We start from the raw sequence: 23,212 nt of genomic DNA, 5'->3' as shown, positions 1-23,212 counted from the left end.
ATTGGCAACCTGAGGAGTAAGCACTAGAGTATGCGCGCGCAAACCGGGGGTCAGTCGTTCTCACATCGCTGTCGCGTTTATTACGAGGACACCGATGCGGGCGGCATCGTCTATTACGTAAATTATTTGAAGTTCATGGAGCGGGCTCGTACCGAGCGGCTGCGGGACCTGGGTTTTGCCCAATCCGCACTGGCTGGTGAGAACCTGTTGTTTGTCGTGCATTCCAGTGAGGCCCGATATCACAAGCCTGCCCGACTGGACGACGAGCTGCTGGTCAGCGCCGAAGTAACCGAATTGAACCGTGTCAGTCTGCGCTTTCATCAGCAAGTCAGACGGGCAACGGATGATGTACTGCTCTGTGAAGGGCAGTTTTTAGTGGCGTGTGTGCGCGCCGACAGTTTGAAACCCCGGGCCATTCCCGAAGCTTTGCGCACGGCCTTTGCCGGCCAAAGCGGCGCGGGTACACATTCAGAGCAGGAGATACAGCGTGGAAGCTAATGTCGTCGACCATTCCTCCATGTGGAGTTTGGTCAGCAATGCCAGCGTGGTCGTTCAATTGGTAATGCTGATCCTGGTGGCTGCTTCAGTCACTTCATGGGTCATGATTTTTCAGCGCAGCAGCATGCTGCGTGCAGGTCGTCGTGCGCTGGACAGCTTCGAAGAGCGATTCTGGTCGGGTATCGACCTGTCCAAACTCTACCGTCAGGCGGGTAGCAACCCGGATCCGGATTCTGGCGTAGAGCAGATATTCCGTGCCGGCTTCAAAGAATTTTCCCGGCTGCGTCAACAGCCTGGTGTCGATCCTGACGCCGTCATGGAAGGTGTGGCGCGTGCGATGCGCGTTGCGATTTCCCGTGAAGAAGAGAAGCTGGAACAAAGCCTGCCCTTCCTCGCAACCGTCGGTTCGACAAGCCCGTATGTAGGCCTGTTCGGTACCGTCTGGGGAATCATGAACTCCTTCCGCGGCCTGGCCACCGCTCAGCAAGCTACCTTGGCAACTGTCGCGCCGGGTATCGCTGAAGCACTGATCGCGACTGCCATCGGCCTGTTCGCGGCAATCCCTGCAGTAATTGCCTACAACCGTTTCGCTGCCACCGGCGAAACCCTAATTGGTCGTTACTACACATTCGCCGACGAATTCCAGGCAATCCTGCACCGTAAAGTGCACACCAGCGAAGACTAAGCAGGTATTTCCAAATGGCTTTAATCGCTCGCGATCGACGAAAAAAACGCAAGCCGGTCGCCGAAATGAACGTGGTGCCATACATCGACGTGATGCTGGTGCTGCTGGTCATTTTCATGGTGACCGCGCCAATGATTAACCAGGGTGTGAAAGTTGATCTGCCCAAGGTCTCCAGCGAGGCCTTGCCCCAGGACAACAACAACCAGGTGCTGACCATTTCGATCAAGGCTGACAAGACCTACTACTGGAACCTTGGCACCGAAGTCGATACCGACAAACAGATGGACAAGGCCATGACCTTGCCGCAACTGACCAGTGCTGTGACCAAGATCATCCAGGCGGGTCGGGACGGCGGTAAACAGACTCAGGTATTCATTCGCGGCGACAAGACTGTCGACTACGGAGCCGTCATGGGCACCATGGGTGGGTTGCAGAAAGCCGGGGTCGGGAACGTTGGTTTGATTACTGAGGCGCCCTGATGCAGCCAATTCGAGAGCCGACAGCCTCGGAAAGCTACTTCTGGCCCGCAGTATGGGCTGTGGCGTTGCACGTCCTGATTTTTGGGCTGCTCTTCGTCAGTTTCGCGATGACACCGGAACTGCCTGAGGCAAAGCCTATCGTTCAAGCGACGCTCTACCAGTTGAAGTCTAAAAGTCAGGCAACGACCCAGACCAACCAGAAGCTTGCCGGCGAGGCAAAGAAATCCGCTGCGCGACAAACAGAAGTCGAGCAGATGGAGCAGAAGAAAGTTGAGCAGGAGAAGCAGGAAGCGGTGAAGGCGGCGGAACAAAAGAAAGAGGATGCCGCTCAAAAAGCCGAAGAACAGAAGGCCGAAGAAACCAAGAAGGCAGACGAGGCCAAAAAAGCCGATGACGCAAAAAAGGCTGAGGCTAAAAAAGCGGACGACGCCAAGAAAGCTACAGAAGAGAAACAATTGGCAGATATAGCCAAGAAGAAAGCCGAAGACGACGCCAAGAAAAAGGCTGACGAAGACGCCAAGCGCGCTGCCGCCGAAGAAGCGAAGAAGCAGGCAGCCGACGACGCGAAAAAGAAAGCCGCTGAAGACGCCAAGAAACAAGCTGCCGATGACGCCAAGAAGAAAGCGGCCGAGGACAGCAAGAAGAAGGCTGCTGCCGATTCTGCCAAGAAAGCCCAGGAAGCCGCGCGTAAGTCTGCTGAAGACAAGAAGGCCCAAGCGTTGGCTGACTTGCTTTCCGACAAGCCGGAGCGTCAACAGGCATTGGCCGATGAACGTGGCGATGAAACAGCGGGCAGCTTCGATGATCTGATTCGTTCGCGAGCAGCGGAAGGATGGGCTCGACCACCTTCGGCGCGTAAAGGCATGACAGTGGTTCTACAGATCGGCATGTTGCCGGACGGTACGATCACGTCGGTCACGGTTGCCAAGGCAAGCGGAGACGGGCCTTTCGATAGCTCCGCGGTTGCTGCGGTCAAGAACATTGGTCGTTTGACAGAAATGCAGGGTCTGAAACCTTCTGATTTCGCCCCTTACCGGTCATTCAAGATGACATTCACACCTGAGGATCTAGCCTTGTGATAAACATTCTTCGAGGATTGCTTGTCGTTCTATGTTGCGCAGCGGGAATGGCCGCTGCCGACGAAAAGAACATCCTGGTCACAAGCGGTAGCGATCGTGCCACTCCGATCGCGGTCGTACCGTTCGGTTGGCAGGGCGGTAGCGTGTTGCCGGAAGACATGTCGTCAATCATCAGCAACGACATGCTCAACTCGGGCTACTACACCCCGATTCCCAAGCAGAACATGATCAGCCTGCCGACTCAGGCTAGCGAAGTCATTTTCCGTGACTGGAAGGCGCTGGGCGCACAGTACGTTATGGTCGGCAGCATCACCCCGGCTGGCGGACGCCTGCAGGTGCAGTACGCACTGTTCAACGTCGCAACCGAACAGCAAGTGTTGACCGGCAATGTGTCGGGCACGCCTGATCAGCTGCGGGACATGTCGCACTACATTGCTGACCAGTCATTCGAAAAACTGACCGGCATCAAAGGCGCATTTTCTACCCGCATGCTGTATGTAACGGCTGAACGCTTCGGCGGCATGAATACCCGTTACACGTTGCAACGTTCGGATTACGACGGTGCCCGTGCCGTGACCTTGCTGCAATCGCGCGAGCCAATTCTGTCGCCGCGTTTCGCGCCTGATGGCAAGCGCATCGCTTATGTGTCGTTCGAACAGAAGCGTCCGCGCATCTTCATTCAGCACATTGATACTGGCCGTCGCGAGCAAGTCACCAACTTCGAAGGTCTTAACGGTGCTCCTGCCTGGTCTCCGGATGGCAGCAAGCTGGCGTTTGTGCTATCGAAAGACGGTAACCCGGAAATCTACGTTATGAACGTAGCGTCTCGCCAAATAAGCCGTGTGACTAATGATGCCTCGATCGATACTGAACCGTTCTTCGGTAAAGATGGTTCGACCATTTATTTCACATCCGACCGGGGTGGCAAGCCACAAATCTATAAAACCAACATTAATGGTGGTGGTGCAGAACGCGTTACTTTCATCGGTAACTACAACGCCAACCCTAAACTGTCGGCTGATGAAAAAACGCTGGTCATGATTCATCGTCAGGATGGATTCACCAACTTCAAGGTTGCAGCTCAGGATTTGCAGCGCGGTAGCGTTAAAATCCTTACAGACAGCAACCTTGATGAGTCGCCTACTGTTGCGCCCAACGGCACCATGGTAATCTACGCCACCCGCCAGCAGGGCCGGGGAGTCTTGATGCTCGTGTCCATTAACGGACGCGTAAGGCTCCCGCTTCCTACCGCTCAAGGCGAAGTCAGAGAACCTTCCTGGTCCCCTTACCTGAACTGACGCGGCGCTTCACGTTTTACTTAACACACTGGGGTTCATTAGGAGTTTTACGATGGAAATGCTGAAGTTTGGTAAATTTGCTGCGCTGGCTCTGGCCATGGCTGTAGCTGTAGGTTGCTCGTCCAAAGGCGGTGATAATGCCGGTGAAGGCGCTGCTGTAGATCCAAACGCTGGTTACGGCGCTAACACTGGTGCTGTTGACGGCAGCCTGAGCGAAGAAGCTGCTCTGCGCGCAATCACCACCTTCTACTTCGAATACGACAGCTCGGACCTGAAACCAGAAGCCCTGCGCGCTCTGGACGTTCACGCCAAAGACCTGAAAGGCAATGGCGCTCGCGTAGTTCTGGAAGGCAACACCGACGAACGTGGTACTCGTGAGTACAACATGGCTCTGGGCGAGCGTCGTGCGAAAGCCGTTCAACGCTACCTGGTCCTGCAAGGTGTTTCGCCAGCTCAGCTGGAAGTGGTTTCCTACGGTGAAGAGCGTCCAGTTGCTACCGGCAACGACGAGCAATCCTGGGCTCAAAACCGTCGCGTCGAACTGCGTAAGTAATTTGACATGCGAACGTGCCGCCGTGCTCTAACCGTTTTGGCCCTCTCCCTTCCGCTTGCAGCGTGGGGTGCGGTTCCTGTGGTCGATGACAATTCTGGCTCTGCTGGTAGCAGTTATCCGCCATCAGGTTATGGTACGGCCGGCGCCTACGCCGGGGGTGGGGCTACGGCTCAACCCTCGGCGCAAGGTCAGCTGTTCATGCAGTTGCAACAGATGCAGGAAGAAATTTCGCGCTTGCGCGGAATAGTCGAAGTCCAGCAGAACGATATCCAGCAGATAAAGCAGCAATCTCTGGAGCGTTATCAGGATCTCGATTCCCGCATAGGAGCTGGCGGCGCACCCGCTGCACCAGCTGCCAATAATTCTTCGTCCGACGGCGGTAACAATGCCGGCGGATCTTCCGCTGCACCGGCCCAGGCCCCACAGGCAGGCAGCGAGCCACCTGATCCGGCAAAAGAAAAGCTTTATTACGAAGCCGCTTTTGACTTGATCAAGGCAAAAGATTTCGACAAGGCCAGTCAGGCATTCACGGCCTTTCTGCGCAAGTACCCGAATAGCCAATACGCGGGCAATGCGCAATATTGGCTGGGTGAAGTGAACTTGGCCAAAGGTGATCTTCAAGGCGCCGGTCAGGCTTTTGCCAAAGTCAGTCAGAATTATCCCAAGCACGCCAAAGTGCCAGATTCTCTGTACAAGCTGGCTGATGTCGAGCGTCGTTTAGGCCACACCGACAAAGTAAAAGGTATTCTGCAGCAGGTGGTTGCCCAATATCCTGGGACTTCAGCCGCTCAGTTGGCGCAGAGAGATCTTCAGCGTCTCTGACAGAGTCTGACCGCCGATTCAAGAAAGCCGCGCTTTGCGCGGCTTTTTTCGTTAGAATCTCGCACCCGAAATTCCGGTATTGTTTTCGCTTCTCTGGATTCTGCGTGCGCAGAGTGCTTTGAAGTGCCTGACGGAGGCGGATGGCCTGTTTAGCCGTTACGCCCGTGGCCCTTATGCAAGACACATTACGTATTACCGAAGTTTTTTACTCGTTGCAGGGTGAAACACGCACTGCTGGTTTGCCCACTGTTTTCGTGCGCCTTACAGGTTGCCCTCTTCGCTGCGAATACTGCGACAGTGCCTACGCCTTCACTGGCGGGACAATCCAAACTCTGGATTCGTTACTCGAACAAGTGAGCAGCTATCGTCCGCGTTACGTTTGCGTCACCGGTGGCGAACCTCTTGCCCAGCCCAATGCAATTCCACTGCTCAAGCGCTTGTGCGATGCAGGCTATGAGGTCTCGCTTGAGACCAGCGGTGCACTCGATATCTCCAAGGTCGATCCCCGTGTCAGCCGCGTTGTCGATTTAAAGACTCCGGGCTCCAAGGAAGTGGCACGTAACCGATACGAAAATATCGAGTTGCTTAACGCCAACGACCAGGTCAAGTTCGTTATCTGTTCCCGGGAAGATTACGACTGGGCCGTGTCGAAGATCATCCAGTATGGATTGGAGCGGCGCGCAGGCGAGGTGCTGTTTTCCCCTGTGCACCGCGATTTGAATGTCAGAGATCTGGCTGACTGGATCGTCGCCGATAATCTGCCGGTGAGGTTGCAACTGCAACTGCACAAGATCCTCTGGAACGATGAACCGGGACGCTGATATGAGTGAGCAAGCAATGAGCGAGAAAAAAGCGGTAATTCTCCTGTCGGGCGGCCTAGATTCGGCTACGGTCGTTGCCATGGCGCGTGCTGACGGTTACGTCTGCTACACCATGAGCTTTGACTACGGTCAGCGTCACCGCGCCGAATTGGACGCTGCTGTGCGCGTGGCGAAAGATCTGGGGGTCATCGAGCACAAGGTGATTGGCCTGAATTTGAATGGTATCGGCGGATCAGCGCTGACGGACAGCAGCATTGACGTCCCCGAGACGCCAGGCGAGGGCATTCCCGTCACCTACGTACCTGCACGCAATACCGTGTTTCTGTCGTTGGCGTTAGGTTGGGCCGAAGTGCTGGGCGCTCGCGACATATTTATCGGCGTGAATGCAGTGGATTATTCGGGTTACCCCGACTGCCGCCCTGAGTTCATCGAGTCATTCGAGCGCATGGCTAACCTTGCGACCAAAGCCGGCGTAGAAGGGCAGGGGTTTACCATTCAGGCGCCACTTCAGAACTTGAGCAAGGCTGATATCGTCAAGGCCGGCATGCGTCTTGGTGTGGATTATGGGCTGACGGTTTCTTGCTATCAGGCCGACGACCAAGGGCGGGCGTGTGGCAAATGCGACAGCTGCCGTCTGCGTGCAGAAGGCTTTGCATCGGCGGGTGTAAGCGACCCGACCCGCTATTTTTAAATTATTTTCAAATCAGGTGTTGAATTACTGAGAAAAATCAGTAATATACGCGCCACCACAAAGCGGGTCGTTAGCTCAGTTGGTAGAGCAGTTGGCTTTTAACCAATTGGTCGTAGGTTCGAATCCCACACGACCCACCATTTTGAAAATCTGGAAGGCCCACGAAAGTGAGGATTTCCAGGTTTTTTTTTGCCTCAAACAAAGTGAGGCGCTTCGGGTTAGATGTGGTTTGAGCATTACTTCATCGCACCCTGTACCAGCCTCCGCTCGTGACTCGCGCTTTGTTCAGTTTCGTGAAGCGATCTCGTCAAGGTGGTCGAGTAAATCCAGGGGATCCTCGTAGACCCTGAGTGCCCCAGCCCTCTCTAGCTCACCGATGTCGTAACCGCCAGATAACAAACCAATGCCGGTAGCCTTGCAGCGTCGTGCTGCGAGCATGTCCCAGATTGCATCTCCAATGACTAAACATTCCTCGATCGGGACGTCCAGGCGATGGGCCGCTGCTAAAAACAAATCGGGGTCTGGCTTGCCATACTGAACGTCATCGCGTGTCACGATTTCGATGTCGTTGAAGCTCAGCGAAAGCGCTTTGAGATTTATTTTGGCGGTATCAACTCCGCCGCTGGTAGCAATGCACCACTTGAGGCCGTCTTTGGTCAGCGCTTCCAGCAACTCGACCGCGCCGGGTAGTGCGATGATCTGGCCCTGCAGCTGTTCATATACCTCAGCATGCTTTTTGCTGAGTCGATCTGCTTGTTCTTCAGTAATTTCCATGCCCGTCTCACGGGACAAAGACTTCAACATCAGTCCACCGCTCATCCCGATTTTGCGGTGGATACGCCACATCGCCAACGGGATTTTCTCTGAATCCAGTGCTTGCTTCCAAGCCGCAACGTTTTGGTAAACGCTGTCGGTGAGCGTTCCGTCCAAATCGAATATGAACGATGTTTTTGGTCGCATGAGTCTGTTCTCCGGCTTTACAGATGGATGTCAAAAATCGCTAGGCTGCAAGTCCAGTAGCTTTGAAATGAGCCGGCACGCGTTGACGACATGCAAACCGGCGCGGATGAGCCATCCTGAATCATTTGCCTACTTTGGACTTCTCAACCATTTCCAAAATCGTGCCGGTGGGAATATTGACCAGAGCATATTTGTCCTGGATTTCTACCCACTGCTGATTCTTCTCTGGGGCGGCAAGGTTTCGGTGCTTCCAGTCCTTGAGCGCAAGGCTTTCACGTTGATATTCGTCCGGAACGTTGTCGCCCTTTTTAATTTCACGTACACCTGCACCCGGGCGATCAAGAGAGACGGTTGGCTGCTCGGCTGCATGAGCAAGACTGCCCAGTGCGCACAGAGCCGCAAAGGCAAGGCTGGGAAGAAAGCTGCTGCGAGTCATTGTGATATTCCTGTTTTGAATGGGCTGCCCGAAATTTGATTTACAGCGCTACGTCATACGCAGGTATTTTATCGACCGTTTGGCTGATCGAAGTTTCAATCAATATCCAGCGGGTGACTGCCGCGAGCGCAACGGCGCACAGCAATCGGGCTCTCTCACTGTCGTCAAGAAAGGTTTTCAGGGCGGAGGTCTTGTTCGAACAACTTGGGTCTGTAGTCGAAGGGCTGGGCGGCATTGGAATTTTTGATGAGCCAGTAGAACTAGGTCGCTACATGGTCAGTATCAGAATGAGATGCACGCTACGCAGTGCGCGGATGCAGTATGGCTTAGGCTGGGTTTGGCAAAGAATACCCATGACAAACCAGGTCAAGTTCATCCCATGGATTAATTACCTCCCGAGCGCAATGGCAACCAGGCAGGTGCTCAAAGGGCAGGGATTTGTCCGTTTCAGACTGGTGCGCTTCACACTCTCGGCAGATTGCAGATCCGTTCAGGAGCTGCCATTGAAAGTGCCACTTGATGAGTCGATCTTGCGAATTCATGGGGTCTCCGGGTTCAACCACGGAGCGGGATTGATTCCAGAGAATGCGCGCTACCTATGCGAATAGATATCTAAATCGAAAAAACTATTCATTTGAGTAATGGCGGGTCTAAAATTCGATCAGGGATAAGTGGCCCTGAGGACGAACTAGACGTGTTGTTCTGCGAATCGAATACATCGGGTGTTTTAGACGATTCAGTCGCTTGCGTTGAAAAACCGATGTTTGTGGTCAGCCGCAGGTAGTTGGACGCAATCGTACCGGCCGAACAGTTTGTAGCGATTGACTGCGATTTTGTCGTACATCCAGTCACGCATTCTGCCGGGCACGATTCGCGTCATTTGCAGCCAGCTCCACGGCGCCGGCAATCTTGCGGTGATCTCGAACATGGCTTCTGATCGTATGAAAAACTCGTCTGCGTGAATGATGACAATCGTATTGAAGTTGTCGGTAGGCAACCCTGCCCACGCCAACAGTTTCTGTCCTTCCAGTGACTGAACCGTAGCCAGCTTTATCAGGTGCGCTCGATCATGCGTAATGATGAATTGGGCCCAGCCGTTGCAAAGCTTACAGGTGCCATCGAAAAGCACGACCACATCCCCGGGAGCAAGGAGGGGAGGCTGGGTATTCGTTCTATTACGCATGGTCTTCTCTTTCCGAGGCCTGGATGAATCGGCGCCATGCTGATGCAGGCGGGTGATCAGGAATGCGATAGCAAAGGCCTGATTTACATCATGTTGCCAACACACTTTCAGTGCCTTGGCCTAAGTGCCTGTTCGTTGAACTTCGTTCGACTGCCCAGGTTCGAAGTAACTCATTAAATGACCATGGGGTTTCACACGTGCAGAAGTTTTTAGCTTGTCCTCTGATCCTGGCCGCAGCAATTGGTATGTCAGCATGCGACTCAAAGTCCGAAGACAAAGCGCAGCAAGCTCAGCATCATGCCGAGCAAGCTCAAGACAAAATGAACGACGCCGCAAAGGAAAACGAGAAGGCGGCCAAGGCTGAAGCTGAGTCCAAAGACGCAAAAGCCCAAGAAAACAAGACATTCGTCCCTACCAGCGCGGTTCCAGAATCCATTCAGACTCCGCCCAAAAACTGAGTTCGCTTTTGAGCCGGGGCCGTTCGATCATGCCCTGGCTCATAGCTGGCGTCGCTGTCAGTTCTGAATTGCCTGCACTGAGCCGCCCTCCCTCAATCCTTCGCGAAACCAGTGAGCAGCCCATTCGACTCCCGCCTCGTCGTCCGCCCCGAACCGCTGCTTGAGTTGAGCGCGAACCCGTGGAACAACAAGCGGATGTGTCTGCCGCCGTTGGCAAGAACATGGCGCGTATCCTGGCATGACCGGCCGCATCGCTCGGCAGCAAAGCGGGAGCAGGGTAGGTCTCCTCTGGCCATTCAAGGATCGCTAGGCTCTGCGTCGCATAGGCCTGAAGAACACGCGTATATCTTCAGCGAGCAGTCCAGGTTGTTCTAACGCTGCGAAGTGTCCACCCGCGGGCATCACGCTCCACCGTTGAACGTTATAGCAACGTTCTACCCAGCTTCGCGGTGGCATGGGAAGTTCGGCGGGAAACAGGGCGACGCCCAGTGGAGGTTCTATGCGGGCCCCGGTTGCCAGCGCAATGGGTCGTTTGCTCCCCTCAACGTATTGTTGAAACGAAGAGCCAATGCATTCGGTTAGCCAATACAGCGTCACATGGGTCAAAAGCGTATCTCGATCAATGGCTGCTTGACCGCTACTTGAGTCACTCCATGTCAAAAACTTCTCAGCCATCCAGGCCAGCAATCCCGCCGGGGAATCATTGAGCCCGACAGCCAGCGTCTGAGGTTTGGTGCGCTGGATCTGTGCGTAAGCCCCTTCGGTGTTGGCAAACTCTGCGGCACGTTGGAGGTAGGCGCGTTCTTCACCGCTGACCTCTGGCGAGCCTTCACCCGCCGGCGGACGATAGGATCCGGGTATGTAATTGAGGTGGATGCCGTTGACCCGTTCAGGAAAGCGCAACCCGAGCCATGTAGATACGCCGGCACCGATATCACCCCCTTGCGCCGCGAATCGCTCATAGCCCAGTTCAGACATCAGTTGCGCCCAGAGACCGGCTATCTCATAGGGTCCAACCCCTTTGGCAGGGGCTGAAGACAGCGTGTACCCCGGCAGTGAGGGCACAACGACATGAAACGCATCCGCAGGATCCCCACCAAACCTGGCCGGGTCGGTCAGCGGTGCAATGATGTCCTGCATCTCCATAAATGAGCCGGGCCATCCATGGGTGATGATCAACGGCATAGGCGAGGGACCAACGCCCCGCTGATGAATGAAATGCAGCTTCTGATCGCCGACATGGGCCATGAAATGCGGCAGGGCATTCAATCTGGATTCTTGGGCTCGCCAGTCAAAACCCGAGACCCAGTACTTGATGAGATCTTTTAAAACACTCAAGTCCATCCCTTCCTGCCACCCGTCGCCCGTCAGCGGCTGAGGCAGGCGTGAAAGCAGCAGGCGGCTGCGTAAATCAGCGAGCGCCGCCTCGGGAAAATTGAGTTGGAAAGGTTCGATGTGCATGTGCTGTTCTCAAGTAGGGCGCCTTTGCCACTCTACAAGCCAAGGATGCCGGAGCCAAAGACTGCGCTAACGCCTTCTACGATGCGTAAAAATTTCACGTCTAACCAAAAGCGCAATCTTGCCCTGCAGTTGACCGCGTGCGGTCGGTTTATGTGCCTGCACATGCTTCTTTGTCAGCCCCGACTCTGTGGCTGCTGACCGTTGGGGGTTTTGGCTGTTGCCGATCTTGGCGGGTTCAGTGCAGCCGCCAAGGCGCTCCATTTGTTGATGTGCGCCCACGCTCCTTTTGCGAAGTGAAACACGTGCCCGCGTCAGTAAGCCTGGTGGAAGCCGGACTTTGAGGCGGGGTGTTTGTTAATCGCCATCCGGTTGCTGCAGGTAAGCTGTCAAGAAATGCTCCGGTATGCTCTCTAAAGCCAACGCAGAATTCGGAAATATATTCACTGGCGGGCTCTCTCCCGGAAGGTGCAGTTCACCTATTCCACTGTTCATGATCAGTGCGACGTACCGCTTGCCCTTCACCTCAATGGAGTAGCGAACGTCTTTAAAGGTTTTTTCCACGTTCATTTTTTGAATGCGGCCATCCCAATCATGATCGATGCCGGTAATTTGCACCAGTGCCCGATTATCGAGGCGTTCGCCCACGCGCAGTATCCGCACCTGAATATTTTGGAGGCCACTGTGGGCTTCAATTTTGTTGCCTATGACAGGGCGCACTGCTTCTGCAGAGGCAATCATCGGCACCATCAAAGAGGTGGCGAGCACGAAGGCGATCAGTCTTAAGTTTCTCAACATAATTAATCTCTCATAATTAAATTTTGGTTCAGGCAACACCGCCATGGGTAGAACGGCGTTCTTCGGACGTGGATACATGCCGTAATCAGAAACGGGCCGGATGATAGGAGCAGAGCGAATCTGAAGATGTCGGGAGGGCGCTTGAATCAGGTAGGACATTTCTGGCCATGGAGTGGGCCGTCTTCTACCTGAAAGAGGCAGGGGGGCGAAAATCGCTGAATACCCTAAAACGGGCTCAGCGGGGAAGGTTTTTTCTGTCTGTCGTCAGGTGTAAACTTCGCGCTCGCGCGCAGGCGCACTCAGGCCCAGCAAACATGACACAGATTTCCGAACGCCTTCTGGTTCAGGCTCATCTTGATGCCAAACAGCCCAAACCCCTGACGCCCGAACAGCAAGCGCAGTACCGCCACGACATTGCCGCCGAGCTCAAGGCTCAGGACGCAGTGTTGGTCGCTCATTACTACTGCGACCCGGTTATTCAGGCGTTGGCCGAAGAAACCGGCGGCTGCGTGTCTGACTCCCTCGAGATGGCGCGCTTCGGCAGAGATCACCCCGCCAAGACCGTGCTGGTCGCGGGGGTGCGTTTCATGGGGGAGACCGCGAAGATACTGACCCCCGAAAAACGCGTGCTGATGCCGACGCTCGAAGCAACCTGCTCCCTTGATCTGGGTTGTGGCGTCGATGAGTTTTCGGCGTTTTGCGACAAGCATCCGGAGCGCACAGTGGTGGTGTATGCCAACACGTCGGCCGCCGTCAAAGCTCGCGCAGACTGGGTGGTGACTTCAAGCTGCGCGCTGGAGATCGTCGAGAGCCTGATGGACAACGGCGAGAAAATCATCTGGGCGCCGGACAAACATCTGGGCCGCTATATTCAGCGTGAGACAGGAGCCGACATGCTGCTGTGGGACGGCGCTTGCATCGTCCATGAAGAGTTCAAGTCCAAGCAGCTGGAAGACATGAAGGCGTTGTACCCGGACGCTGCGATTCTGGTTCATCCCGAATCGCCTGAGTCGGTAATCGATCTCGCCGATGCGGTGGGCTCAACCAGCCAGTTGATTGCCGCGGCGCAGAACTTGCCGAACAAGACTTTCATCGTCGCGACCGACCGGGGCATTTTCTACAAAATGCAGCAACTGTGCCCGGACAAGGTGTTTATCGAAGCCCCAACCGCTGGCAACGGCGCTGCCTGCCGCAGTTGCGCGCATTGCCCATGGATGGCGATGAATACGCTGGAGCGCACGCTCCAGTGCTTGCGTGAGGGCACCAATGAAATTTTCGTCGACCCTGCCATCATTCCCCACGCCGTCAGGCCGCTGCAGCGCATGCTCGATTTCACCCAGGCTGCGCGGTTGAAGCTGGCGGGGAATGCTTGAATCCTCTGTAGGAGCAACCGGGACGCGCAGTCTTGTTCGCGAGGCGGCGTATCAGGCACACCGCGTCCAGCGCATCGCCAACAAGTTGGCTCCTACAGAGCGCGTGTTAATTCATCATCTCTTTCACAGCCCGCTCTTGAGCGATGATCTCTTGCTGTCGCGCATCAATTCGTGACGCCAGCTGGAAGTTGTTGTTCGCTCGGCGCTTGGCGAAGTCCAGTTGCTGAATGGCCTGCTTGAAGTCGCCGACCAGTGCAAAATATTCAGCGCGGGCCTGGTGCAAGCCGATGGTGTCCCCGGAGAGGCCGCGCGTTTCCGCAACCATGTACCAGACATCCGGATCTTCTGGCCGGCTCTTCACCAGTTTCTCCAGCACTTTCTGCGCCTCCGGTGCGCGATTTTGCTTGAGCAACACGTCGGCTCGCTCCTGAATCAGCGGGTAGTTATCGGGATAGATAGACAACATGCGCTCAACCCGTGCCTGCGCATCAGGCAATCGGTTATTGGTGATGTCCAGCTCGATCTGCGCCAGGTTGTACGTGATGTCAGTCGGGGCCTTGTCGAGCAACGGCTTGAGTGATTCGCGCGCCTCGTTCAGTTGTCCGGCCTTGGTCTGCGCCAGCGCCAGGCCATAACGTGCAGCGTCTGATTTCGGATTCTCTGTCAGTTGAGCGCGGAAACGCTTGGCCGCCATGCCCGGCGTTTCCTCGTAAATCAACGCGACTCGAGCGCGCATCAGCTGATATTGCGGACTGTCTTCCTTGCCGCCGGGCTTGGCTTGCTCGGCGCGGTTGCGTGTGTCGGCGATGCGCGATTCAGTCACCGGGTGACTCATCAAAAACTCAGGCGGTTTGCGGTCGTAGCGATATTGACGGGCCAGCCGCTCGAACATGGTCGGCATGTTGCGCGGATCGTATCCGGCTTTTTCCAGGTTAAGAATGCCGATGCGGTCGGCTTCCGCTTCATTCTGACGAGAAAAGCGCGCCTGCTCCTGAATCGCAGCAGCTTGTGTGCCAGCGATGGTGGCGATGCCGGCATCACCTGCACCCGCAGCGGCCAAGACGATACCCGCGAGCATCGCGGCCATCACCGGCACCTGCATGCGCTGCTGCGCTTGTACCCCTCGGGCAAAGTGGCGTTGCGACAAGTGAGCCAGTTCGTGTGCCAATACTGCGGCGTACTCGCCTTCGCTTTCTGCGTGCAGAAACAGGCCGCCGTTGACGCCAATGATCCCGCCTGGAGCGGCGAAGGCGTTGATTTCCGGTGTGTTGATCAGAATGAATTCTAGGCGGTGGTCCTGAACCTGGCTGGTTTCGGCCAGACGGTAAACAGTGGTTTCAACGTAGTCCTTGAGTTGAGGGTCATTGAGCTGCGCGACTTCCGAACGCAGCAGACTTAACCATGCGCGACCCAGATCATGTTCTTGTTGTGGGGAAACGACCGAAGAACTGGCGTCTCCGAGCGACGGCAAGTCATCGGCCGAACTCGGCATGGCGAGCAAGCATGCAATCGTCAGCAGGGTGGGGCGCAAAAAATTCATGCACGAAACTCTAAGGCAGAAAGGCCTTACTGTAGCTGGCTCAATAGCTTGCTGACCAGAGTGGGGTATTCTTGCGCTCTTGCGCGAGACGTTCGCAATTTGGTTTGTGTTTTTACGAAATTCAATGTGTCTGCCCGGAGAGAAACGATGTCTGACGCTGTAGTGCGCCCCGAGACCTGCGACGCCGAGCTTGATGCCAGCGGCCTTAACTGCCCGCTGCCGCTGCTCAAGGCCAAAATGGAACTCAATCAACTGACCGCAGGCTCGGTCCTGAAAGTAACGGCCACCGATGCCGGCTCTCAGCGTGATTTCAGAACCTTCGCCAAATTGTCTGGCCATGTGTTGCTACACGAAGAAGCGGTCGACGGCGTATATCGCTACTGGCTACGCAAAGCTTGATTTTGTTTACCCTCGGCCCAAAGGATTTTTGATGTTCAAGGTGCTTCGTGACTGGATGCAGCGCTACTTTTCCGACGAGGAAGCGGTGGTGCTGGCGGTATTGCTGGTCCTGGCGTTCACGATCGTTTTGACTCTGGGCGGCATGCTGGCTCCGGTGCTGGCTGGATTGGTGCTGGCGTTTCTGATGCAGGGACTGGTGATCCATCTGGAGCGCCTGCGCATGCCGGAGGGGGGCGCCGTTGCGTTGGTCTTCACGCTGTTCATGGCGGCGTTGGCGGTTTTCCTGCTGGTACTGGTGCCTTTGCTTTGGCATCAGTTGATCACCCTGTTCAACGAACTTCCTGGCATGCTCGCCAAATGGCAGTCGTTGTTGTTGCTGCTGCCTGAGCGTTATCCGCATTTGGTGTCGGATGAGCAGGTGCTGCAGGCCATTGAGGTTGCGCGCGGGGAAATCGGCAAGTTCGGTCAGTGGGCGCTGACTTTCTCGCTGTCAAGCCTGCCGCTGCTGGTCAACATGATGATCTACCTGGTGCTGGTGCCGATTCTGGTGTTCTTCTTTCTGAAGGACCGCCGCATGATCGGCCGCTGGGTGCGCGGATATTTACCCCGCGAGCGCACGCTGATTACCCGCGTTGCAGAAGAAATGAACCGGCAGATTGCCAACTATATTCGCGGCAAGGTCATCGAGATCTTTATTTGCGGCGGAGTGACCTACGTCGCATTCTGGGCGATGGGCCTCAATTACTCGGCGTTGTTGGCGATGCTGGTGGGGATTTCGGTGGTGGTGCCTTACGTCGGTGCCGTAGTGGTCACCGTGCCGGTGGCATTCATCGCACTGTTCCAGTGGGGCTGGAGCGATCAGTTCATCTATTTGATGGCCGTCTACGGAATCATCCAGACGCTGGACGGCAACGTACTGGTGCCACTGCTGTTTTCCGAAGCGGTGAGTCTGCACCCGGTCGCCATCATCTGCGCGGTGCTGCTGTTCGGCGGGCTCTGGGGCTTCTGGGGGATATTCTTCGCGATTCCGCTGGCCACGTTGTTCAAGGCCGTGCTGGATGCCTGGCCGCGTAATGAGCCGACTGTGGCGCCGTTGTTGTAGGGCTAACCGTTGAACGCTGAAGATTCCTGTAGGAGCCAATTGTTGGCGAGAGGTCTTTGAGCGGTGAGTCAGACTCGCCGTCTCGCGAATAAATTCGCTCCTACAGGATGAACATCAAGCGTTGTTCAGCAACTGAGCCTGTTCCAGCACCGCATCAACATGGCCGGGCACTTTCACGCCGCGCCATTCCTTGCGCAGCACGCCTTCTTTGTCGATCAGAAAAGTGCTGCGGTCCACGCCCAGGTATTCCTTGCCGTACAGCTTCTTCAGCTTGATCACGTCGAACAGTTGACACAGCGACTCATCCTTGTCCGAAATCAGTTCGAACGGAAAAGCCTGTTTGGCCTTGAAGTTCTCATGAGATTTCAGACTGTCCCGCGACACGCCGAACACCAATGTGTTGGCAGCGTTGAAGGCCTCGTGCTGGTCGCGAAAGCCTTGCCCCTGGGTCGTGCAGCCGGGCGTGCTGTCTTTGGGGTAAAAATAAAGCACCACTTGCTGGCCTTTCAGCGCGGACAGGCTGACAGCCTGATCGCTGGTAGCCTGTACCTGAAAATCAGTAACGGGTTTATCCAGTTCAACGGCCATGAGGCTTCCTTACATCGGTGCTTGTGGGCGCCATGGTTCGATCAGCGCATCGAGGTTCAGTGCGTCGGCGAAATCCAGGAACTGATCACGCAGCCAGCTGATTTGCGTACCGGCCGGCAGGGTCACGGTAAACGTCGCGTTGAGCATGGTGCCGCCAGTCTGTGGCGCCTGATAGGTGTCACAGATCAGGTTCTCCAGTTCGACGTTATGGTCGATGAAGAACTGACACAGCTCGTTGATGATGTCCGGACGATACGCCGAGCTGACATACGCCACATAAGGCAAGGCCTCGGGGCGGCTTTCGAGGGTAGCGCTGCGCACCACGCTGACAGTGAAGGCATGTTTCTTGGACAGGTTCGGCAGGCCGGTTTCGAGCCGGGCAAGAGCGTCCCAGCTACCGGAAATCTGGAGGATCAGTGCGCTGTATTCGCCATGACGGGTCAGGCGGGAGCTGACCACGGAGCAACGGTTTTCATGACTGGCGCGGCACAGGACGTTGGTCAGCTCCATGGGGTTGGCGCCAAGGGCACTGATGACAAGGAATTGTTCGCGAACTGTGGGGATTGACGACATGCAGCATTCCTAAGCGATGAGCGGTCGGTACATTATTGGCTTGCGTGACGGGTTCGACGAGCGCCGGCCTCAAAAATACCCCCGTGCCGCTGGCCATACGCGTTTGGGTGAACGGGTCACGGCACGCGAAGACAACGCTGCAGCGGGGGTTGTGACGACGAAAACGGGTGATCGAACGAGCTGCGCAGATGACCAGTACCGATCAAAGAATGAAGGGTAGCGAAAACCGTCGCTCAGGGGAATGCTCGTAGCACGGTACTTCGCTTGTGCAAGGCTGATGGCGCCAGTACCATTACCGCTCTCTTTTTCCGGCAGGAGCGGTTTGCATGATTGCGGGCAGTATGGTGGCACTGGTCACACCGATGGATGCACAAGGACGTCTTGACTGGGACAGCCTGAGCAAACTGGTGGACTTTCACCTGCAAGAGGGCACCAACGCCATTGTTGCCGTCGGCACCACGGGTGAATCCGCAACTCTGGACGTCAACGAGCACATCGAAGTCATTCGACGTGTGGTCCAGCAGGTCAATGGCCGCATTCCGGTCATCGCCGGTACCGGCGCCAATTCCACCCGCGAGGCGGTCGAGCTGACCACCAACGCTAAAAACGCCGGAGCCGACGCCTGCCTGCTGGTAACGCCGTACTACAACAAACCGACCCAGGAAGGCTTGTATCAGCATTTCAAGCACATCGCCGAAGCCGTCGACATCCCGCAGATTCTCTATAACGTGCCGGGCCGTACCGCCTGTGACATGCAGGCCGCCACGGTCATCCGTCTGTCGACAATCAAAAACATCATCGCCATCAAGGAAGCCACTGGCGACTTGCAGCGCGCCAAAGACATCCTGGCTGGTGTCAGCAGCGACTTCCTGGTGTTCTCCGGCGATGACGCTACAGCGGTCGAATTGATGCTGCTGGGCGGCAAAGGCAATATTTCCGTAACTGCCAACGTTGCGCCTCGGGACATGAGCGATCTGTGCAAGGCCGCAATTGCCGGTGATGCCGTGACAGCCCGTGCGCTCCACGAAAAACTGATGCCGCTGAACAAGACCTTGTTCATCGAATCAAATCCTATCCCCGTGAAATGGGCCCTGCATGAAATGGGTTTGATGCCGGACGGTATCCGTCTGCCGCTCACCTGGCTCAGCGAGTCCTGTCACGAACCGCTGCGTCAGGCCCTGCGCCAGTCCGGCGTATTGGTTTAATGAGGAAGCACTACGCAATGAAGCGACTGGCCGGACTTTCCGCACTAGCTCTGATTATCACCAGCACCAGCGGTTGCAGCTGGCTGTTTGGCCAGGATGGTTATTTCCGTGATCGCAGCAGCGATTACCTCGAAGCCACTCAGAAACCGCCCATGCAGTTGCCTGCCGGCGTTGCCGAAACCAAGCGTCTGGATCCGTTGTTGCCGATTCCGCGCAACGTGGCTGACGACGCTCAAAAGGGCGGTGAATTCAACGTTCCGCGTCCGCAGCCGTTGGCGACCACCCAGGATGCCAGCGATTTCAGCCTGCAGAAAGCTGGCGACAATCGCTGGATTCTGGCTCAGCGCTCCCCGGCTGAAGTCTGGCCAGTGGCGCATCAGTACTTTGAAGACAACGGTTTCCGCATCGCCGAAGATCGTCCTGCCACGGGTGAATTCAACACCTCCTGGCAGCGCATGGACGAACTGTCCGCAGCGGTCGCCAAGCGCATGAGCACGGGTGGCTCCGCCGCCGACACCGAAACCAAAGTGCGCGTGCGCATCGAGCCGGGCGTTCAGCGCAACACCAGCGAGATCTACGTAGTCAGCGTTCAACGCCCGGCGGGCAGCACGTCCGAGGCTGAGTTTCCAACCAACAGCACCAACGTTGGCCTGGACTCGGTATTGACCGATGACATGCTCGCCAGCTTGAGCCGCACGGCTGAGAAGGGCGGTTCGGTTTCTCTGTTGGCAGCGCAGGATTACGACACCCCAAGCCGTGTTTCCCTGAGCGAAGACGGCAGCGGCAACCCGGTTCTGAACCTGGGTGCTGACCTTGATCGCGCATGGTCCAGTGTTGGCCGCGCGTTGGGGCAGGGCGATTGGCGCGTTGAAGACATCAACCGCAGCCTGGGTCTTTACTACATCAACCTGGCTGAAAAGGCCGATAAGCCTGAAAACAAACCCGGCTTCTTTGCGCGCATGTTCAGCAGTGAAGAAACCACGGAACAGAAAGAAGCACGTGCCGACCGTTATCAGGTCCGCCTGAGCAAAGTGGGCGACAACGTGCAGGTCACCGTCGAGAAGAACATCAACACCGTCGCGCCGGCTGAAATCGCTCGTCGTGTGCTGGGTGTGATTCAAGACAACCTGGGTTAAGTGCGCTTCGCAGTTCTTGGCAGCGGCAGTCGGGGTAACGGCACGCTGATCGCAAGCAACGACACTTACGTTCTGGTCGATTGCGGTTTCTCATTGCGCGAAACCGAGCGTCGGCTGGACAGGCTAGGTGTCAGTGGCAAGCAACTGAGCGCGATTCTGGTGACCCACGAACATGCCGATCATGTGCATGGCGTGGGCTTGCTGGCCCGGCGCTACGATGTGCCGGTGTATCTGAGCGACGGCACGTTTCGCGGCCTGCGTAAGCCGGTCGAAGTCGCTGGAGTGTTGGCAGGCGGTCAAGGGTTGCGGCTTGGGGCGTTGAACATCGATGTTGTGGCTGTGGAGCATGATGCGCTGGAGCCTACGCAGTTTGTGTTCAACGACGGGCAACGCCGATTCGGACTGTTGACCGACCTTGGCTCCTGGTGCCCTTCGGTGTTGCAAAGCTATACCGGCCTCGATGCACTGATGATCGAGGCCAACCACTGCCGTGACATGCTCGCTCGTGGCCATTACCCGTACTTCCTCAAGCAGCGGGTTGGTGGCGAAAGGGGCCATCTGAACAACCATCAAGCGGCAAGCCTGGTGAGCGAGTTGGGATGGCAGGATCTACAGCACCTGGTGCTGGCGCATTTGAGCAGCAAGAACAATCTGCCGCATCTGGCCCGGCAATGTTTCGTCGACACCCTCGGGTGCGATCCGGACTGGCTACAATTGGCCGATCAAGATTCAGGGCTCGACTGGCGCGAAATCGCCTGACGTCCCAAACGGGGCGCCTGGCCCAACTTTTAACGGGCGCCTCGCCCAACTCTTTAGCAAGCGGAGCCCATCATGGAAAAACGTGAAGAACTCTACCGCGGCAAAGCCAAGTCGGTGTACACCACTGACGACGCCGACCGCTTGATCCTGTTGTTTCGCAATGACACGTCGGCATTCGACGGCAAGCGCATCGAACAGCTCGACCGCAAAGGCATGGTGAACAACAAGTTCAACGCGTTCATCATGCAGAAGCTTGAAGCTGCTGGCATTCCGACCCAGTTCGACAAACTGCTGGCCGACAACGAAGTGCTGGTCAAGAAGCTCGACATGATCCCGGTTGAATGCGTTGTGCGTAACTACGCAGCTGGCAGCCTGGTCAAGCGCTTGGGCATCGAAGAGGGTCAGAAACTTAATCCGTACACCTTCGAACTGTTCCTCAAGGACGACGCCAAAGGCGACCCGTTCATCAACGAATCCCACGTTGTGGCGTTTGGTTGGGGCACTGCTGAGCAACTCGTTCGCATGAAAGAGCTGTCGCTGAAGGTCAATGAAGTGCTGACCAAGCTGTTCGACGATGCAGGCCTGCTGCTGGTCGACTTCAAGCTTGAGTTCGGCGTGTTCCACGGCGAAATCGTCCTCGGCGATGAGTTCAGCCCGGACGGCTGCCGTCTGTGGGACAAAGACACCCGCAAGAAGATGGATAAGGACCGCTTCCGTCAGGGCCTCGGTGATGTCATCGAAGCCTACGAAGAAGTCGCCCACCGTCTGGGCGTGCCGCTCTAAGCCGGGAAAGTTACGCAAGCATCTGATAGCACGCGAAAAATCCTCAAAAAGGGGTTCGCGTTCTGCAACTGAGCTGTTATGATGCGCGCCGTTGGAGAGATGCCGGAGTGGCCGAACGGGACGGATTCGAAATCCGTTGTACTGGCGACAGTACCTAGGGTTCAAATCCCTATCTCTCCGCCATTATTGTTGCACGCCAAACCCCTGATAACGTTGAAGTTATCGGGGGTTTTTCGTATCTGGCCCGCAATGTTCGGGCAGGTTTAGGACGAAATGCATTCCTTGCTCTTCTGGTAAGGTCTATTGGTGCATTGCTCCGGAGTGAACCGATGGATATCCAGAAAGCGTCGCAGCATCTGCGTGATCGACTTCCGGGCTTATTAGCGATTTACCTGTTTGGCAGCCATGCCAGCGGCGATTCCAATGCTGACAGCGATCTGGACTTGGCGGTTCTACTTCCGGGCACTGCGGACCCACTTTTGATCTGGCGTCTATCCGGCGAACTCGCGGACATCGCCGATGTGCCGGTGGATCTTGTCGACCTTCGTGCCGCTTCCACCGTGATGCAACACCAAATCCTGACCAAAGGGCAAAGGCTATGGGCTCGGTCCCTGGAAGCCGGATTGTTCGAGGCGTTTGTTCTCAGCGAGAAAACGGCCCTGGATACTGCCAGGGCAGGCTTGCTGCAGGATATTCAAAAGGAAGGGTTCACCCATGCCCGATGACGTACTGATCAACAAAGCCGCCTCTATTGAACGTTTTGCCGCCTGGGCGCGGGAGGAGTATCAGAAAGACTCTTCCACGTTTGCAACCGACCTTACCCGTCAGGATGCTTCGATCCTGAACATTCTGCGAGCGTGCGAGGCTGCGTTGGGTATGGGCCAACACCTCATTCGTCGTGAAAAATTGGGTGTTCCGCAAAGTGCTCGTGATGTGTTCGAGTTATTGAGCCGTGGCGGATGGTTGGATGTTGCTTTGCTGGCGACGATGAAAAATATGGTCGGCTTTCGAAACATCGCGGTCCATGAATACCAAACGCTGCAACTGCCGATCACCGTTGCAATCATTACCGAGCATCTGGACGATTTTGTTGCGTTTAGCTCGGCGATCATTCGCAAAGATGCAGCCTTGAGCGACTGATTTACTGCAATCGCGGGCAAGCGCCCTCCTACAAGGGAAGGGTAATTCGGGGAGGAGGGTGAATCGGGGTGCGCCATCCTTCGGCGCACCTCTTTTTCAGGACCTTACTGCCAAGCGCGATCGCCGCTTTCGTCCTTGATCCGCGTCGGCAGGCCCATCAGGTCAAGCGCCCGCAGGAACGGCTCGGCCGGCAGTTGCTCGACGTTGACCATGCGCTGCACGTCCCATTCGCCACGGGCGACCAAGAGGGCTGCGGCCACGGGCGGTACGCCTGCGGTGTAGGAAATGCCCTGGCTGTCGGTCTCGGCGAACGCTTGCTCGTGGTCGGCGACGTTGTAGATGAACATCTCGCGCGGCTGGCCGTCTTTGGTGCCTTTGACCAGATCTCCGATGCA

27 protein-coding genes, 2 tRNA genes and 1 pseudogene are annotated in these 23,212 nt (G+C 56.2%); 21 read left to right on the top strand and 9 right to left on the bottom strand.

Annotation, left to right across the window (positions count from 1 at the left end):
• Positions 1–30: 30 nt before the first annotated feature.
• From ybgC to ACWKWM_RS11630, 10 genes are all read left to right on the top strand, one after another.
• Positions 31–498, top strand: coding sequence for a tol-pal system-associated acyl-CoA thioesterase (gene ybgC, locus ACWKWM_RS11675; protein ID WP_483846298.1), 468 nt, complete (start codon positions 31–33; stop codon positions 496–498).
• Positions 488–1,183 carry a protein TolQ gene (gene tolQ / locus ACWKWM_RS11670; RefSeq protein ID WP_483837856.1) on the top strand — a complete coding sequence of 232 codons (696 nt, stop codon included), beginning with the start codon at positions 488–490 and terminating at the stop codon, positions 1,181–1,183. Before ybgC ends, tolQ begins: the two co-directional genes overlap by 11 nt.
• Before the next feature lie 14 nt (positions 1,184–1,197).
• Positions 1,198–1,662, top strand: a complete 465-nt coding sequence (gene tolR / locus ACWKWM_RS11665; RefSeq protein WP_483846297.1) for a protein TolR — start codon at positions 1,198–1,200, stop codon at positions 1,660–1,662.
• Positions 1,662–2,741, top strand: a complete 1,080-nt coding sequence (gene tolA / locus ACWKWM_RS11660; RefSeq protein WP_483846296.1) for a cell envelope integrity protein TolA — start codon at positions 1,662–1,664, stop codon at positions 2,739–2,741. The genes tolR and tolA overlap by 1 nt, the downstream gene beginning before the upstream one ends.
• A 47-nt stretch (positions 2,742–2,788) precedes the next feature.
• A complete protein-coding gene (gene tolB / locus ACWKWM_RS11655) occupies positions 2,789–4,039 on the top strand; it encodes a Tol-Pal system beta propeller repeat protein TolB (protein ID WP_483846295.1) in 1,251 nt (416 codons plus the stop codon).
• Positions 4,040–4,091: 52 nt separating this feature from the next.
• The gene (pal, locus tag ACWKWM_RS11650) at positions 4,092–4,592 is read left to right on the top strand and encodes a peptidoglycan-associated lipoprotein Pal (RefSeq protein ID WP_483837860.1); all 501 of its coding nucleotides are present in this window, start codon (positions 4,092–4,094) and stop codon (positions 4,590–4,592) included.
• A gap of 6 nt (positions 4,593–4,598) precedes the next feature.
• Positions 4,599–5,414, top strand: a complete 816-nt coding sequence (ybgF, locus tag ACWKWM_RS11645) for a tol-pal system protein YbgF (protein WP_483846294.1) — start codon at positions 4,599–4,601, stop codon at positions 5,412–5,414.
• Positions 5,415–5,587: 173 nt separating this feature from the next.
• Positions 5,588–6,235, top strand: coding sequence for a 7-carboxy-7-deazaguanine synthase QueE (queE, locus tag ACWKWM_RS11640; RefSeq protein WP_483846293.1), 648 nt, complete (start codon positions 5,588–5,590; stop codon positions 6,233–6,235).
• 16 nt (positions 6,236–6,251) lie between these two features.
• Entirely contained in the window at positions 6,252–6,926 is a 675-nt protein-coding gene (gene queC / locus ACWKWM_RS11635; RefSeq protein WP_483846490.1) for a 7-cyano-7-deazaguanine synthase QueC, read from the top strand.
• Positions 6,927–6,990: 64 nt separating this feature from the next.
• Positions 6,991–7,066: transfer RNA gene (locus ACWKWM_RS11630), tRNA-Lys, on the top strand.
• Between the two features lie 145 nt (positions 7,067–7,211).
• Here the strand turns inward: ACWKWM_RS11630 and ACWKWM_RS11625 are convergent.
• The 3 genes from ACWKWM_RS11625 to ACWKWM_RS11615 all read right to left on the bottom strand — a co-directional run bounded on the left by ACWKWM_RS11625 (position 7,212) and on the right by ACWKWM_RS11615 (position 9,505).
• Positions 7,212–7,886, bottom strand: coding sequence for an HAD family hydrolase (locus tag ACWKWM_RS11625; protein ID WP_483846292.1), 675 nt, complete (start codon positions 7,884–7,886; stop codon positions 7,212–7,214).
• 121 nt (positions 7,887–8,007) lie between these two features.
• The gene (locus ACWKWM_RS11620) at positions 8,008–8,322 is read right to left on the bottom strand and encodes an RcnB family protein (protein WP_483846291.1); all 315 of its coding nucleotides are present in this window, start codon (positions 8,320–8,322) and stop codon (positions 8,008–8,010) included.
• Positions 8,323–9,058: 736 nt separating this feature from the next.
• A complete protein-coding gene (locus tag ACWKWM_RS11615) occupies positions 9,059–9,505 on the bottom strand; it encodes a thiol-disulfide oxidoreductase DCC family protein (protein ID WP_483846489.1) in 447 nt (148 codons plus the stop codon).
• A gap of 197 nt (positions 9,506–9,702) precedes the next feature.
• Here ACWKWM_RS11615 and ACWKWM_RS11610 point away from each other — a divergent pair, with 197 nt between their 5' ends.
• Positions 9,703–9,963 (top strand): hypothetical protein, encoded by a 261-nt coding sequence (locus ACWKWM_RS11610; RefSeq protein ID WP_483846290.1) that lies wholly within the window; start codon positions 9,703–9,705, stop codon positions 9,961–9,963.
• A gap of 306 nt (positions 9,964–10,269) precedes the next feature.
• Here ACWKWM_RS11610 and ACWKWM_RS11605 read toward each other — a convergent pair whose 3' ends face one another.
• Both ACWKWM_RS11605 and ACWKWM_RS11600 read right to left on the bottom strand, forming a co-directional pair.
• Positions 10,270–11,424: an epoxide hydrolase family protein gene (locus ACWKWM_RS11605; RefSeq protein WP_483846289.1), complete on the bottom strand. Its 1,155-nt coding sequence runs from the start codon at positions 11,422–11,424 to the stop codon at positions 10,270–10,272.
• Positions 11,425–11,778: 354 nt separating this feature from the next.
• The gene (locus tag ACWKWM_RS11600; protein ID WP_483846288.1) at positions 11,779–12,378 is read right to left on the bottom strand and encodes a hypothetical protein; all 600 of its coding nucleotides are present in this window, start codon (positions 12,376–12,378) and stop codon (positions 11,779–11,781) included.
• 155 nt (positions 12,379–12,533) lie between these two features.
• On the opposite strand from ACWKWM_RS11600, the gene nadA reads away from it, so the two are divergent.
• A complete protein-coding gene (gene nadA, locus ACWKWM_RS11595) occupies positions 12,534–13,592 on the top strand; it encodes a quinolinate synthase NadA (RefSeq protein ID WP_483846287.1) in 1,059 nt (352 codons plus the stop codon).
• Between the two features lie 106 nt (positions 13,593–13,698).
• Here nadA and ACWKWM_RS11590 read toward each other — a convergent pair whose 3' ends face one another.
• Entirely contained in the window at positions 13,699–15,132 is a 1,434-nt protein-coding gene (locus tag ACWKWM_RS11590) for a M48 family metalloprotease (protein ID WP_483846286.1), read from the bottom strand.
• Positions 15,133–15,279: 147 nt separating this feature from the next.
• On the opposite strand from ACWKWM_RS11590, the gene ACWKWM_RS11585 reads away from it, so the two are divergent.
• Together ACWKWM_RS11585 and ACWKWM_RS11580 are read left to right on the top strand one after the other, a co-directional pair.
• Positions 15,280–15,531 (top strand): sulfurtransferase TusA family protein, encoded by a 252-nt coding sequence (locus ACWKWM_RS11585; protein ID WP_483846285.1) that lies wholly within the window; start codon positions 15,280–15,282, stop codon positions 15,529–15,531.
• 31 nt (positions 15,532–15,562) lie between these two features.
• Positions 15,563–16,633 (top strand): AI-2E family transporter, encoded by a 1,071-nt coding sequence (locus ACWKWM_RS11580; protein ID WP_483846284.1) that lies wholly within the window; start codon positions 15,563–15,565, stop codon positions 16,631–16,633.
• Between the two features lie 114 nt (positions 16,634–16,747).
• Here the strand turns inward: ACWKWM_RS11580 and ACWKWM_RS11575 are convergent, their stop codons facing one another.
• Together ACWKWM_RS11575 and ACWKWM_RS11570 are read right to left on the bottom strand one after the other, a co-directional pair.
• A complete protein-coding gene (locus tag ACWKWM_RS11575) occupies positions 16,748–17,221 on the bottom strand; it encodes a peroxiredoxin (protein ID WP_483846283.1) in 474 nt (157 codons plus the stop codon).
• A gap of 9 nt (positions 17,222–17,230) precedes the next feature.
• Positions 17,231–17,794 carry a glycine cleavage system transcriptional repressor gene (locus ACWKWM_RS11570; protein WP_483846282.1) on the bottom strand — a complete coding sequence of 188 codons (564 nt, stop codon included), beginning with the start codon at positions 17,792–17,794 and terminating at the stop codon, positions 17,231–17,233.
• Positions 17,795–18,120: 326 nt separating this feature from the next.
• On the opposite strand from ACWKWM_RS11570, the gene dapA reads away from it, so the two are divergent.
• The 7 genes from dapA (at position 18,121) to hepT (ending at position 22,817) form a co-directional block, all read left to right on the top strand.
• Positions 18,121–18,999 (top strand): 4-hydroxy-tetrahydrodipicolinate synthase, encoded by an 879-nt coding sequence (gene dapA / locus ACWKWM_RS11565; RefSeq protein ID WP_483846281.1) that lies wholly within the window; start codon positions 18,121–18,123, stop codon positions 18,997–18,999.
• A gap of 17 nt (positions 19,000–19,016) precedes the next feature.
• A complete protein-coding gene (gene bamC / locus ACWKWM_RS11560) occupies positions 19,017–20,135 on the top strand; it encodes an NlpB/DapX family lipoprotein (protein WP_483846280.1) in 1,119 nt (372 codons plus the stop codon).
• Positions 20,136–20,894: an MBL fold metallo-hydrolase gene (locus ACWKWM_RS11555; RefSeq protein WP_483846279.1), complete on the top strand. Its 759-nt coding sequence runs from the start codon at positions 20,136–20,138 to the stop codon at positions 20,892–20,894.
• A gap of 72 nt (positions 20,895–20,966) precedes the next feature.
• Positions 20,967–21,677 carry a phosphoribosylaminoimidazolesuccinocarboxamide synthase gene (purC, locus tag ACWKWM_RS11550; RefSeq protein WP_483846278.1) on the top strand — a complete coding sequence of 237 codons (711 nt, stop codon included), beginning with the start codon at positions 20,967–20,969 and terminating at the stop codon, positions 21,675–21,677.
• A 93-nt stretch (positions 21,678–21,770) separates the two neighbouring features.
• A tRNA-Ser gene (locus ACWKWM_RS11545) sits at positions 21,771–21,860 on the top strand.
• A 146-nt stretch (positions 21,861–22,006) separates the two neighbouring features.
• Positions 22,007–22,402 (top strand): type VII toxin-antitoxin system MntA family adenylyltransferase antitoxin, encoded by a 396-nt coding sequence (gene mntA, locus ACWKWM_RS11540; protein WP_483846277.1) that lies wholly within the window; start codon positions 22,007–22,009, stop codon positions 22,400–22,402.
• Positions 22,392–22,817, top strand: coding sequence for a type VII toxin-antitoxin system HepT family RNase toxin (gene hepT / locus ACWKWM_RS11535; protein ID WP_483846276.1), 426 nt, complete (start codon positions 22,392–22,394; stop codon positions 22,815–22,817). Before mntA ends, hepT begins: the two co-directional genes overlap by 11 nt.
• Positions 22,818–22,921: 104 nt before the next feature.
• Here hepT and ACWKWM_RS11530 read toward each other — a convergent pair.
• Positions 22,922–23,212, bottom strand: a pseudogene (locus ACWKWM_RS11530) (saccharopine dehydrogenase); the annotation flags it as partial.

The organism is Pseudomonas rosaeacicularis, assembly GCF_057128745.1.
This window is presented reverse-complemented; position numbering and strand designations above follow the sequence as displayed.